The sequence below is a fragment of the Mesorhizobium sp. LNHC209A00 genome, assembly GCF_000502915.1.
GTDB lineage: Bacteria > Pseudomonadota > Alphaproteobacteria > Rhizobiales > Rhizobiaceae > Mesorhizobium.
The window spans coordinates 402,092-414,008 of sequence record NZ_AYWT01000006.1 but is presented as its reverse complement, the minus strand read 5'-3'; the positions used below and the strand labels follow the sequence as shown (position 1 = coordinate 414,008).

Below are 11,917 nucleotides of genomic sequence, written 5' to 3'. Positions count from 1 at the left end.
CTTCGGCGGCGACAGCGGCATGAAAACGTCACACCGGCGCCCTAGGTAGCTAGGGCGCCTGCCAAAGACGTAAAGACCGTCATTGTTATCCGGCAAAGGGATGATGAAATGCTGGTGAAGCGTTCGTGCAATGGCATCGACATGACGAAGCCGCTCGACGTTCCAGGCCACCACCTTCAATGCCTCGCCGACGCCGCCTGAAATAGCCGTTGCCTTCAATCGATACGGCTGACCTGGTCTGTGCTCTTGCGGTCAGCTTGCGCCGCAAAGGCACGCTATGGTTGCAGGCGGCTTTATCGATCCTTCAACAGCCAAGCATTAATCAGTCATATTTCTTTCTTTATTTCCTGCGGGCTAGGGGGAATAAGATGCTGACGATCTATAATTGCATCGTGAACCAGCACGATCTGAGGCTGGTTGCTCTGGCAGCGCTGATTTGTGGAATTTCCTGTTTTTCAGCCGTCAATCTTCTTCATCACATAGGCCGCTCGACGGATCGAAATCGGCTTGCCTGGCTGACGATCGCCTCCACCTCGACCGGCTTCGGCATTTGGGCCACGCACTTCATCGCCATGCTTGCCTTCACGCCGGGAATACCCAACGCCTATGATCCCGGACTTTCAGTACTCTCGCTCGCTGGTGCGGTGGCGGTGACGGCGGTTGGCATGTGGGTCGCCACCTTGCGCGACGAGCTTGATTATCATCTGGTCGGCGGTGCCGTTCTGGGCGGCGGTATCGCGGCCATGCACTACATCGGCATGGCGGCATTCGAGGTCGAGGGCCGGATCGAATGGAACCTGCTCCTCGTCGCCGTCTCCTTGCTGGTCGGCGTGACGCTCGCGGCGCTGGCTTTGCGGGTCGTCCTGCGTGGCTCGTCAATGCCTGCGACACTTGCCGGTGCGGTCTTGCTGACGCTGGCAATCTGCGGCCTGCACTTCATAGCCATGGCTGCCGTCTCGATCTTCCCGGATTCCTCGATAGCCATATCCGAACACACCGTCGCACCGACCTCGCAGGCCTTCGCCGCCGCTGCGGCCACTCTGGTGATCCTGGTGCTTTCGGCCTCCGCGCTGTGGATCGACCTGCGCTTCCGCCGCCAAAAGCTTGAGGTCGACCGCATGCACGGCTTGGCCAACGCCGCGGTGGAAGGCCTGATCGTTTGCGACGGCAATCGCATCGTCAGTGTCAACGACAGCATGGCCAGGCTGACCGGCATGGTCGCAACGACACTGAACGGAAGGGAACTTGGCGACCTCTTTGATGAGCGCACCGCATCCGACCTGATCAACTTCCAGGGACAGCCGTGGGAGGCGGAACTGAGCAATCGCGACGGGATGAGAATCCCTGTCGAACTGATCGCCAGAAGCATCGACTATTGCGGCAAGCCCCACAATGTCGTGGCCGTCCGCGACATTCGCGAACGCAAGAAGGCGGAGCAGGAAATCCTTCGCCTCGCTCATTTCGATCCGCTGACGGGGCTCGCCAACCGCCGTAGCTTTTCCAGCCGGCTTGATACCGAAATCGCGACCACGAGCCGAGACGCAAAACCCGGCAAGGGCGCGAGGGGCGGACATCTTGCGCTTCTGCTGCTCGACCTCGATCGCTTCAAGGAAGTGAACGATCTTTATGGGCATGGCGCCGGCGACGCGATGCTTCAGAAGGTGGCGAATTGCGTCTCCGGCGTTCTTCGCCACGGACAGATGCTGGCGCGCCTTGGAGGCGACGAATTCGCCATCATCGCCCCCAACCTGCCCGACCCGCAGGCGGCGAGCCGGATAGCCGACGCGGTGCTCGCCGCGATGCGCGAGGAGAACCGGCTCTNACCGGCTCTCGGCGGGTGGCGGGCTGGTATCGGGGAGCATCGGCATCGCGCTCTATCCGCTGGACGCGGAAGACCAAGCCAGCCTCATCAGTCATGCGGATACCGCGCTCTATCGCGCCAAGACCGAAGGCAGGGACACCTATCGCTATTTCGAGGCGTCGATGGGCGCCGAGGCTCGCGACAAGCGCGTCATGGAGCACGAACTGCGCCAGGCAGTCGCGCGCGACGAATTCTATCTCGTCTACCAGCCGCAGAAAGAGATCAGCAGCGGCAGGATGGTCGGCTTCGAAGCCTTGATCCGTTGGCGGCATCCCGAACGCGGCGATGTTCCCCCGTCCATATTCATTCCCCTGGCGGAGGACAGCGGCGCCATCGGCCAGATCGGAGATTGGGTGCTGACGGCAGCGTGCCAGGAGGCCGCCCGTTGGGAAAATCCCCTGACGGTGGCCGTCAACGTCTCCGCGGTGCAGTTGCACAATCCGAACTTCAGTCGAAAGGTGCACGAGACCTTGCTCAAGTCCGGTCTCGCGGCGGCCAGGCTGGAACTCGAAATCACCGAGACGGCGCTGGTGAAGGACATGCCGCGCGCGCTGGCGAGTTTGCGACAGGTCAAGGCGCTTGGCGTGCGTGTGGCCATGGATGATTTCGGAACCGGCTATTCCTCCCTCTCCAACCTTCGAGCCTTCCCTTTCGACAAGATCAAGATCGACGGTTCCTTCATCAAGTCCGTCGACACCAACGGCCAAGTTGCGGCGATCGTGCGCGCCGTGCTCGGGCTGGGGCGCGGCCTGGGCCTGCCGGTGCTGGCGGAGGGCGTCGAGACGCTCGGCGAGTTGAAGTTCCTCGACGCCGAGGCCTGTGAGATCGGCCAGGGCTATTATCTCGGCAAGCCGGCGCCGATCGAGGCGTTCGGGGACCTGACCGGCCACGGCAAGCGTGTTCGGGCGCGAGGCGCCGACCGCCAGGATGGCAGCCTCGTATTGCTCAAACCGAGCGTACGCTCGGCCTAGAGCTCTTTGTTTTTACGCAATTCCGGACGGAAAACCGTTACACACTTTTCCTGGAGTTGCTCCGGCTCACGACCCGAGCGCCGTCTCGACCAGCCGCTTTGCATCGGGCCCGGCCCATTCGGCCGGACCGTTCATGTGGGCGATCAGGCAGCCTTCGCCGTCGATCAGCATGGTGACGGGCAGGCCGAGCGCCAGACCGCGCGTCTTGAGGTCGTTGAACAGCGTCATCGTCGAATCGCGGTAGTAGCCGAGCGTGTGCACACCGGTATCGGCGAGAAACTTCTTCGGTTTCACGTCGTCGCCGGCATCGACGTTGACGGCGACGACCTGAAAGGCGGCGCTGCCTTTCTCCTTCTGCAGCGCATCGAGCGCCGGCATTTCGGCACGGCACGGCGCGCACCATGTCGCCCAGAGATTGAGCAGCACGGTCTTGCCGGCAAGGTCGGCAAGCGTCATCNGACGGCGACGACCTGAAAGGCGGCGCTGCCTTTCTCCTTCTGCAGCGCATCGAGCGCCGGCATTTCGGCACGGCAGGGCGCGCACCACGTGGCCCAGAGATTGAGCAGCACCGTCTTGCCGGCATGATCGGCGATCGTCATCGGCTTGCCGTCCGGACCGTTGAAGGCGAGGCTCCTCATTGACTGCGGCGGATCGGCCGGCAAAAGTGCCGCGACCTCGCCGGTGGCCGCGGCCGCGACCTTCTTGGCGCGATCGCTCTTGGCGGCGCAGGCGACATCGTCCTTGCTGTCGCCGGCGGCTGCTTGGGGCGCGGCGTTGTTGCCAGACCGGCTCTCGCTGACATATACCGCGACCGCGCCGGCCAGCGCTCCCGCCACCAGGGCGGCGAGGATCAGGCGCGGGGCCGGGAAAAATCTGTTTCCGTCTGCCATTTTCTCAAAACTGCTCCGAAGCACGGGTTATAGCCATGAGCGACAAGAAGACCAGCAACCAGATGTGGGGCGGACGATTTGCCTCGGGTCCGGCCGCGATCATGGAAGCGATCAACGCGTCGATCTCGTTCGACCGCAAACTCTACGCGCAGGACATAAGAGGCTCGATCGCCCATAGCGAGATGCTGGCGCAAACGGGCATTATTTCGGCGGCCGATCAAGAAAAAATCGCTCACGGTCTGAACACGATCCTGAAAGAGATCGAAGCCGGCAGCTTCGAGTTTTCGGCGCGGCTGGAAGACATCCACATGAATGTCGAGGCCCGCCTTGCCGATCTGATCGGTCCGGCGGCCGGCCGCCTGCACACCGCCCGTTCGCGCAACGATCAGGTGGCCGTCGATCTGAGGCTCTGGGTCAAGGACGAATGCCTTCGTGTCGCCGAGGCGTTGAAAGGCTTGATCATGGCCCTCCTGGCGCGAGCCGAGGAACATGCGGCGACCGTCATGCCGGGTTTCACCCACATGCAGGCGGCGCAGCCGGTCACTTTCGGCCATCATTGCATGGCCTATGTCGAGATGTTTTCGCGCGACCTGTCGCGCGTGCGCGACGCGATCGAACGGATGGACGAGAGCCCGCTCGGTGCCGCCGCCCTTGCCGGCACCAGCTTCCCGATCGACCGCCACCAGACCGCGAGCGCGCTCGGTTTCCGCGAGCCGATGCGCAATTCGCTGGACAGCGTCTCGGACCGCGATTTCGCGCTGGAGTTCCTTGCCATGGCGGCGATCTGCGCCACCCATCTGTCGCGGCTGGCCGAGGAGATCATCATCTGGTCGACGCCGCAATTCGGCTTCATCAGGCTGTCGGATAGTTTTTCCACCGGCTCCTCGATCATGCCGCAGAAGAAGAACCCCGACGCCGCCGAACTGGTTCGCGGCAAGACAGGCCGCGTCAACGGCCATCTGGTCGGCCTGCTAACGGTGATGAAGGGCATGCCTTTGTCCTACGGCAAGGACATGCAGGAAGACAAGGAATCGGTGTTCGACGCGGCCGAGACGCTCGACCTGATGCTGGCCGCGATGACCGGCATGGTTGCGGACATGACGGTCAATGCCGCCGCGATGAAGAAGGCCGCCGGCTCCGGCCATGCCACCGCCACCGATCTCGCCGACTGGCTGGTGCGCACTTTGGGCATCCCGTTCCGCGAGGCCCATCATGTCACCGGCCGCGCGGTGGCGCTGGCCGAAGACAAGAAGGTTAGTCTGGAAAAGCTATCGCTGGAGGATCTGCGATCGATCAACCCGGGCATCACTTCCGACATATTCTCGGTGCTGGCGGTGCAGCGCTCGGTCAAGAGCCGCACCAGCTTCGGCGGCACCGCACCGTCGGAAGTGAGAAAGCAAATCCGCTATTGGAAAAAGCGTCTCGCCAAAGCGTAACCCCGATATCGCGATCAGCAATATCCGGGGTGCAATGCAACCAGAACTCGGCTAAAAGCAGCGGCGGACAGAGAGTTTCGGACGGATGGATCGATGACCGGAAGCAGGATTTTGGTGACGCTGACGCTGCTTGCGGCGCTTGCCTTCGTGACCGCCTGCGGCCGCAAGGCGGGCCTCGACACGCCCTACGAGGCGGCTGTCCAGGCACGCAAGGATGCCGAGAAGGCCCACCAGCCCGTGCCGCCGGAACCGGAAAAACCGGTCGTGGACAAGAAGTTCATTCTCGACCCGCTGATCTAGCTTCGATGAAGGCGGGATTGGTCTTTCCAAACCCGATCGCATCGTGCCTCAACTTCCGGAACCACTCTCGTGAACCATTTCGACTACCGCGACGGCGTGCTGCATGCCGAGGACGTGGCGATCCCTGATATCGCCGCACAGGTCGGCACGCCGTTCTACTGCTATTCGACGGCGACCCTGACCAGGCACTACCGTGTCTTCGTCCAGGCCTTTGCCGGGCTCGATACGCTGGTCTGCTACGCCATGAAGGCCAATTCCAACCAGGCGGTGCTGCGGACCTTGGCCAAGCTCGGCGCCGGTGCCGACGTGGTCTCGGAAGGCGAATTGCGCCGGGCTCTGGCCGCCGGCGTACCGGCCGGCAAGATCCTGTTCTCCGGCGTCGGCAAGACCGCGCGCGAAATGGACTTTGCGCTCGAAGCCGGCATTCTCTGCTTCAACGTCGAATCCGAGCCGGAACTCGAGCTGTTGTCGGCACGTGCCGTGGCGCTCGGCAAGGTGGCGCCGATCTCGCTGCGCATCAATCCCGACGTCGACGCCAAGACCCACAAGAAGATCTCAACCGGCAAGGCCGAGAACAAGTTCGGCATTCCCTGGCAGCGGGCGCGCCAGGTCTACGCCCGCGCGGCAACGCTTCCGGGCATCCGGATCACCGGCATCGATACCCATATCGGCAGCCAGATCACCGAGTTGCAGCCCTTCGACGACGCCTTCGCCCTGCTGGTCGACCTGGTCGGTGCGCTGCGCGGCGACGGCCACGCCATCGAGCATGTCGACCTCGGCGGCGGCCTCGGCATTCCCTACCGCGTCGACAACAACCCGCCCCCCTTGCCCGACGCCTATGCCCAGATCGTCCGCAAGCACGTCACCAAATTGGGTCTGAAGGTCATGTTCGAGCCGGGCCGGCTGATCGTTGGCAATGCCGGCATCCTGGTGTCGGAAGTGATTTTCGTGAAGGAAGGCGACGCCAAGAATTTCCTCGTAGTCGACGCGGCCATGAATGACTTGATCCGGCCGACGCTCTACGATGCCTTCCATGAGATCAAGCCGGTCGTGCAGCCGCCGGCCGACGCGCCGCGCATGATGGTCGATGTGGTCGGCCAAGTCTGCGAGACCGGCGATTATCTCGGCCTCGACCGCGACCTGCCCCGGATGATGGCGGGCGACCTCGTCGCCGTTTCCACCGCCGGCGCCTATGGCGCGGTCCAGGCCGGCACCTACAACACCCGCCTGCTGGTGCCGGAGGTGCTGGTCGACGGCGACCGTTTCCATGTCGTGCGTCCGCGCCTGACCTATGACGAGCTGATCGGGCTGGATTCGGTGCCGGACTGGCTTGCGTAAGCCGCCCTGCCGCGACGCTATAACCGGTTCTGGATGAGTGCCCTTGCGTCGGCGATCCTGTCCTCGTCACGGCGGTAGAAGGTCCATTGCTTGATGCGCTTGGTTCTGAGCAGGCCGGCCTGGATGAGCACGCGCATATGCTCGGAAAGCGTCGCCTGAGTGATGCCGAGCTTCTCGGCGATCAGCAGAGCGCAGACGCCGTCCTCGACCAGATCGCCATCCGCCTGTGCCCGGAAATGCGCACGTGGATCCTTGAGCCAGTCGAGAACCTGCAGTCTGCGCTCGTTGGCGATCGCCTTGAAGATATCAACCTCTTGCATTTAGCCATTTTGCCAAGTTACTAATTGCTGTCAATCCCAAGGAGATTTTGATGTCGCAGGGCAACGTCGTCACACGCGCACGCATCGCCGCGATGGAACCGCGCATCCGCCCCTATATCAGGTATACACCGGTTCTGCGCGTCGACATGGCCGACTTCGACCTGCCGCCTTTGGCGGTCGACCTCAAGCTCGAATGCCTGCAGCATTCCGGCTCGTTCAAAGCCCGCGGCGCTTTCACCAACCTGTTGGAGCGGCCGGTTCCCGAGGCCGGGGTCGTCGCCGCATCGGGCGGCAATCATGGCGCCGCCGTCGCCTACGCCGCCATGCGGCTTGGCCACGGAGCGACCATCTTCGTTCCCGAAGTGAGCCCGCAGGCCAAGCTGGACCGCATCCGGGGCTATGGCGCCGACCTCGTTGTCGGCGGCGCCCGCTATGCCGAGGCGCTGGCTGCCAGCGAACGATTCGCGGGGCAAACCGGCGCCTTGCGGATCCACGCCTTCAACCAGGAGGAGACGCTGATCGGCCAGGGCACGCTCGGGCTCGAAATCGAAAGCGATCTGCCTGAGATCGACACGCTGCTGGTCGCCGTCGGCGGTGGCGGCCTGATCGGAGGGATCGCCGCCTGGTATGCCGGCCGCATCCGCATCGTCGCCGTAGAGCCCGAGGGCGCGCCGACCCTCCATCGCGCCTTCGAGGCCGGCCATCCGGTTGACGCGCCCGCGGAAGGCATCGCCGCCGATTCGCTGGCGCCGAAGCGCGTCGGCGAGATGATGTTCCCGATCGCCGAAGCCTTCGTCGAACGCTCCATCCTGGTCAGCGACGACGACATCATCGCCGCCCAGAAGGCGCTCTGGAACCGCGTGCGCATCATCTCGGAGCCGGGTGGTGCCGCCGCCTTCGCCGCGATCCTGTCGGGCCGTTACGCGCCGACACCGGGCGAACGGGTCGCCGTGCTGGTCTGTGGCGCCAACGCAGACCCCGCCAATTTCTGATTGCAACCATTTCGGCAGGCTTCACGTTCTTTCAAACTGCCTCGCCTTTGCCGTGTTTGCTGGTATTCTTCGAGTCGTGAGGCTTGGGCTATCCCGCCCGCCTCGCCGCATGATCGCGAAAAGTGGAATCCGAGTTTCGGAACAGATCATGCCCAAAGAGGTTGAGCCCATTGCGGTCCTTCTGGACGGAACAGGGCTCTAGGAAGGGGCCGATGACCGAACGACCCATCTTCAGCAGCGATCGCGGCCTGGCCGGACGCCTGGCCTTGAGCCGGCTGGCGACGCGGATCTCGATGGCGATCGAGCGTGGCTGGCCGCTGCTGCTTCCGCTCATTATCGTCGTCGGCCTGTTCCTGAGCGTCTCCTGGTTCGGTATTTTCCCCCGGCTGCCCGACGTGGTGCGGATCGGCCTTACCGCCATGTTCTGCCTGGCAGGTCTGGCGGCGCTTTATCCGCTGCGCTTTTTCCGCATCCCTGGCGCGGCCGAGATCGATCGCCGCATCGAAGCCGCCAACAGACTGCTGCACAGCCCCGTACAGGTGCAGAGCGACCGGCCCAGCGGCCAGGAAAGCAGTTTCTCGCAAGCGCTCTGGCGCGAGCACCAGAAGCGAATGGCTGGAAAGCTCGACAATCTCAGCGCCGATCTGCCGCGCACGCGCGTGCCGGAGCGCGACCCGTGGGGGTTGCGCGCCGTGGCGGCGCTCCTGCTGGTCACTGCCTTTGCCTTCTCCTTTGGGCCGACCGGCGGCCGGCTGGGCGATGGGTTCAGCGCACATGGGACGCTCGACACCGTACCGCCGCGCATCGACGCATGGGTGACGCCGCCGGCCTATACCGGCAAGCCTCCGATCTTCCTGACGGCCGACGCCAACCAGGCGACGCCGACCTTTCATGTCCCCGAGGGCAGCGACGTCTCCTTGCGCGTTACCGGAGGCTCGGGCGAGGAAACGCTTGCCTATGCCGACAAGGACGGCAATGCGCGCGCCATCGACCCCGCAAGCCCGCAAGCCGCCGCCAAACCGGCAGCAAGCCCGGCGGTGCCGTCCGCCTCGAAGGTGCGCCAGTTCGCCAGCAAGCTGACCGGCGACGGGACGATGACGCTGAAATCGGGGGAGGATCAGCTTGGCCGCTGGGCTTTCGCCGTGATCGCGGACAAGCCGCCGCAGATCCGCTTCGTCGGCGAGCCCAAGCGCGCCGCCAACGGCGCCTTCGAGCTCAACTATCAGATCGACGACGACTACGGCGCCGCCACCGCCAAGGCGGCCTTCGCGCTGGCCGACCCGCAGGCGCCGGGTGCGCATCCGCTCTACGGTCCGCCCGAAATGCCGCTGACACTGCCGCGCCGCGGCGGCAAGTCGAATGCCGCCAAGACCACGAAAGACCTGACCGAGCATGTCTGGGCCGGCAGCAGCGTCAAGCTGACGCTGGTCGCCACCGACGACGCCGGCCACACCGCCTCAAGCGAAACCAAGACGCTCGTGATGCCCGAACGGCCCTTCGCCAACCCGCTGGCACGCGCGCTGATCGAACAGCGCCGCCTGCTTGCGCTCGACGCCAATGCCAAGCCGCGCGTGCTCGACCTGATGGAGGCCATCACGCTGCGGCCCGAAGACACGTTCGATACCATGTCCCACTACCTCGCCATCATGAGCGCGATGAGCCGGCTGAAGCTGGCGGTGAACGACGATCAATTGCGCAGCGAGGTTGCCTACCTCTGGGAGATCGCGCTTGGTATCGAGGAGGGCAACCTCTCGGCGGCCGAAAAGCGGCTGCGCCAGGCCCAGCAGGCCCTGCAGGATGCCATCAAGAATGGCGCCAGCGATGCCGAGATCGAGAAGGCGATGAAGGAACTTCGCGAGGCGATGAACCAGTTCCTGCAGGAATTCGCCGAACGCGCCAAGCAGAACCCGAACGCGCCGCAGATGCAGCAGAACGGCCAGGAGCTGCGCCAGAGCGACATCGACCGCATGATGGACCAGATCGAAAATCTGGCGAAGTCGGGCGCTCGCGACAAGGCCCAGCAATTGCTGTCTCAGTTGCAAGACATGATGAACAACCTCCAGGCCGGTCGCCAGCAGCAGGGGGGCGAGCAGGACAGCCAGATGCGTCAGCAGATGGATAAGCTTGGCGAGATCCTGCGGCGCCAGCAGGAGATGATGAACGACACCTTCCGCATGGATCAGATGCAGCGCGGCGAGCGCCAGCGCGGCCGCAACCGCGACGAGCAGCTTGGCCAGAACGATGAGCAAGGTCAATCGGGCGAAAACGGCAAGCCCGGCGAGAATGGCGAGCCAAAGCCGATGACGCCGCAGGAATTCGCCGATGCGCTGAAGCAGCTGCAGGAAGGCCAGGGCCAGCTGAAGAGCGATCTCGAGCAGCTGAAGAAAGGCCTCGAGGGCATGGGCATGGAGCCCAATGAAGGATTTGGCGAGGCCGGCAAGTCCATGGGCAGCGCCGAGCAGGCGCTTGGCGAGGGCCAGGGCGACGAGGCCGTCGGCCACCAGGGCCGGGCGCTCGAGGCGCTGCGCAAGGGCGCCAAGGACATGATGAAACAGATGCAGGCCATGCAGGGCGACCAGGGCGGCAGCCAGGAAGGCGGCCGCCAGCAGGATGCCGACCGTGACCCGCTCGGCCGGCCGCGCGCCAGCCAGGGTCCCGATTTCGGCGATTCGGTGAAAGTGCCCGACGAGATCGACGTGCAGCGCGCGCGCCAGATCCTGGAAGCGATCCGCAAGCGGCTCGGCAATGCGCTCAGCCCTGACATCGAGCGCAGCTATCTGGAACGGCTGCTGGAGCTGAAATAGCAAGCGGCGAGAGCGGCCAGCTTCATTTCCATGAAGCCGATCTACCTGTTGACGAATGCCTCGCGGATTGCCTCCTGCATGCCGTCGATTGCTTCGCCTGACGCATTCGGGTTGCGATGCATCACCACATTGGAGGAATCGATGTCGCCGAACCCGTCCGCGGACGTCAGCTCTCGGCAGTCCGCCGGAATGTTGCTGCGTGAGATCGGCGCGATCGCCAACCCTGAGGTGACGGCAAGCTTCAGGCCGCCATTGGTATCGCTTGTATAGGCGACGCGATAGGCAAGGCCGCGCTGCTCCAGCGATTTGATGGCGAAGTCCTTGCACCAGCCGGCGCGGTTGTAGAGCGCGATCGGGACCGGGCGCTCCTCATGCATGTGATGCAGGTTCGACGTCACCCAGACCGTCGGATCGTGCATCAGCACTTCGCCGCCGGATGGGTCCTGCCATTCGAACACCACGCACAGATCCAGCTCGCCGGCGGCGAGCGCCGCGATCTGCGCCTCCGAATGCGCGTAGCGCACGGTGACCTCGACCTTGGTGTGGCGCTTCGAAAATGCGCCGAGCGCGCGAGACAGGATGGCATGGCCATATTCCTCCGGAATGCCGATGCGCACCGGCCCACCGAGCGGCGCCGCCGCCATCGACGCCGCCGTTTCATCGAGCAGCGAAACGATACGGCGGGCATTGACGATGAGTTCGCCGCCCCGCCGCGTCAGTGCGACGCCGCGTGAACCTCGCTCGAAAAGGCTGTCGCCGACCAGCTCTTCGAGCTTCTTCATCTGCATCGACACGGCCGATTGCGTGCGGCCGGCCTGCTCGGCGGCCCTCGTGAAATTGCCAGCCTCGGCGATGGCGACAAAGGTACGTAGGAGATCACTGTCGAGGGTTGGCCGCATGGCATCCATCATAAGCGGATTTGATCGCTGGCATCATTCCAATTCGTTTGCAACATGTCAAACGCCGAACGATAATCGCATCACCCATTGGATATGCAGTCGCGAA

General features: G+C 64.0%; 8 protein-coding genes and 2 pseudogenes. 6 read left to right on the top strand and 4 right to left on the bottom strand.

What is annotated here, in order from left to right; all coding sequences use genetic code 11:
* Nucleotides 1–368: 368 nt before the first annotated feature.
* A pseudogene (locus X739_RS01000000166245) lies at nucleotides 369–2,832 on the top strand (EAL domain-containing protein).
* A gap of 66 nt (nucleotides 2,833–2,898) precedes the next feature.
* Here the strand turns inward: X739_RS01000000166245 and X739_RS1000000170000 are convergent.
* Together X739_RS1000000170000 and X739_RS1000000169995 are read right to left on the bottom strand one after the other, a co-directional pair.
* Nucleotides 2,899–3,288: a TlpA disulfide reductase family protein gene (locus X739_RS1000000170000; protein ID WP_245273882.1), complete on the bottom strand. Its 390-nt coding sequence runs from the start codon at nucleotides 3,286–3,288 to the stop codon at nucleotides 2,899–2,901.
* Nucleotides 3,289–3,290: 2 nt separating this feature from the next.
* Nucleotides 3,291–3,722 (bottom strand): annotated as a pseudogene (locus tag X739_RS1000000169995) (TlpA disulfide reductase family protein); the annotation flags it as partial.
* A gap of 35 nt (nucleotides 3,723–3,757) precedes the next feature.
* Here X739_RS1000000169995 and argH point away from each other — a divergent pair.
* From argH to lysA, 3 genes are all read left to right on the top strand, one after another.
* Nucleotides 3,758–5,158 carry an argininosuccinate lyase gene (gene argH, locus X739_RS148170; protein WP_023795038.1) on the top strand — a complete coding sequence of 467 codons (1,401 nt, stop codon included), beginning with the start codon at nucleotides 3,758–3,760 and terminating at the stop codon, nucleotides 5,156–5,158.
* 93 nt (nucleotides 5,159–5,251) lie between these two features.
* Entirely contained in the window at nucleotides 5,252–5,458 is a 207-nt protein-coding gene (locus X739_RS148175; protein WP_023770782.1) for a lipoprotein, read from the top strand.
* Between the two features lie 69 nt (nucleotides 5,459–5,527).
* Complete coding sequence (gene lysA / locus X739_RS148180; protein ID WP_023770783.1) at nucleotides 5,528–6,796, top strand: diaminopimelate decarboxylase; 1,269 nt, start codon at nucleotides 5,528–5,530, stop codon at nucleotides 6,794–6,796.
* A 17-nt stretch (nucleotides 6,797–6,813) separates the two neighbouring features.
* Here the strand turns inward: lysA and X739_RS148185 are convergent, their stop codons facing one another.
* The gene (locus X739_RS148185; protein WP_023770784.1) at nucleotides 6,814–7,116 is read right to left on the bottom strand and encodes a metalloregulator ArsR/SmtB family transcription factor; all 303 of its coding nucleotides are present in this window, start codon (nucleotides 7,114–7,116) and stop codon (nucleotides 6,814–6,816) included.
* 50 nt (nucleotides 7,117–7,166) lie between these two features.
* Between X739_RS148185 and X739_RS148190 the strand changes: the two genes are divergently transcribed.
* Together X739_RS148190 and X739_RS148195 are read left to right on the top strand one after the other, a co-directional pair.
* Complete coding sequence (locus X739_RS148190; RefSeq protein WP_023795037.1) at nucleotides 7,167–8,108, top strand: threonine/serine dehydratase; 942 nt, start codon at nucleotides 7,167–7,169, stop codon at nucleotides 8,106–8,108.
* Between the two features lie 212 nt (nucleotides 8,109–8,320).
* Nucleotides 8,321–10,912 carry a TIGR02302 family protein gene (locus X739_RS148195; RefSeq protein ID WP_023795036.1) on the top strand — a complete coding sequence of 864 codons (2,592 nt, stop codon included), beginning with the start codon at nucleotides 8,321–8,323 and terminating at the stop codon, nucleotides 10,910–10,912.
* Nucleotides 10,913–10,953: 41 nt separating this feature from the next.
* Here the strand turns inward: X739_RS148195 and X739_RS148200 are convergent, their stop codons facing one another.
* A complete protein-coding gene (locus X739_RS148200; RefSeq protein WP_015315538.1) occupies nucleotides 10,954–11,811 on the bottom strand; it encodes a LysR substrate-binding domain-containing protein in 858 nt (285 codons plus the stop codon).
* Between the last annotated feature and the right edge of the window lie 106 nt (nucleotides 11,812–11,917).